1 protein-coding gene is annotated in these 1,019 nt (G+C 75.9%); it reads left to right on the top strand.

Annotated elements, in window-relative coordinates:
* On the top strand, nt 1-1,019 hold a 1,019-nt coding region (locus tag L2I40_RS23680; protein ID WP_237217799.1), incomplete at both ends, for a penicillin acylase family protein.

Below are 1,019 nucleotides of genomic sequence, written 5' to 3'. Positions count from 1 at the left end.
CAGCCCCGTCGGCGGCGCGCGCGCGGCCGATGCCCGCGCCGCGCTGCTGGCCGAGATCCTAGCCGGCACCTCGCGCAGCGGCAGCAACACCGTCGCGGTGAACGCCGCGCGCAGCGCGACGGGCGGGGCGATGATCGCCTCCGACCCGCATCTCGGCCTCAACCTGCCCAATCTCTGGCTCGCGGTCGGCATGCGTTCGCCGGGCTTCGAAGCCGTCGGGCTGATGGTGCCGGGGCTGCCGATCCTCGGCGTCGGGCGCAACGCGCATGTCGCCTGGGGCGGCACGAACCTGCGCGCCGCGTCGTCGGATCTCTTCGACGTCTCCTCCCTGCCGCCCGAGGCCTTCCGGAGCGAGACGACGCGCATCCGCCAGCGCTTCTGGTTCGGCACGACGCGCGAGATCCGCACCACGCCGCTCGGCCCGGTGATGACCGATGCCGCGCTGCTGCCGGGCCAGGGCGGCGCCCCGGTCGCGCTGCGCTGGGTCGGGCACGCGCCGACGGACGAAATCACCGCCCTGCTCCGCGCCGCCCGCGCCACCGACGGCGAGAGCTTCCGGGCATCCTTCGCCGGCTTCGGCGTCTCCGCGCAGACCATGCTCTGGGCCGACAGCCGAGGACGCGTGGGGCAGTTCATCGCCACCACCATTCCCGACCGCGCCGGCTTCCCGGCGACCGACTTCGTGCTTGACCCGCGCGATGCCGCTGCGACCAGCCCCTGGGACCGGCTGCGCGACGTGCGGACGCTGCCCTACGAGGTGAACCCGGCGCCCGGCGCCATCGCGTCTGCCAACAACCGGCCGCGCTGGGCGGAACGGCCGGGCGCGCCGCAGGAGGGCGCCCCGCCCCCGCTCGGCTTCTTCTTCTCGGACGACGACCGCGTGCTCCGCCTGGAGGAACTGCTCGCCGCCACGCCGCGCCACACGCCGGAGAGCCTGGCCGCGATCCAGCGCGACATCCGCTCGCCGCGCGCCGCGCTGCTGGCCGCGCGCCTCGGCGAGCGCCTCGGCGCCCTTCCCG

Source organism: Falsiroseomonas oryziterrae (genome assembly GCF_021864505.1).
Taxonomy (GTDB): domain Bacteria; phylum Pseudomonadota; class Alphaproteobacteria; order Acetobacterales; family Acetobacteraceae; genus Falsiroseomonas; species Falsiroseomonas oryziterrae.
This window is presented reverse-complemented; position numbering and strand designations above follow the sequence as displayed.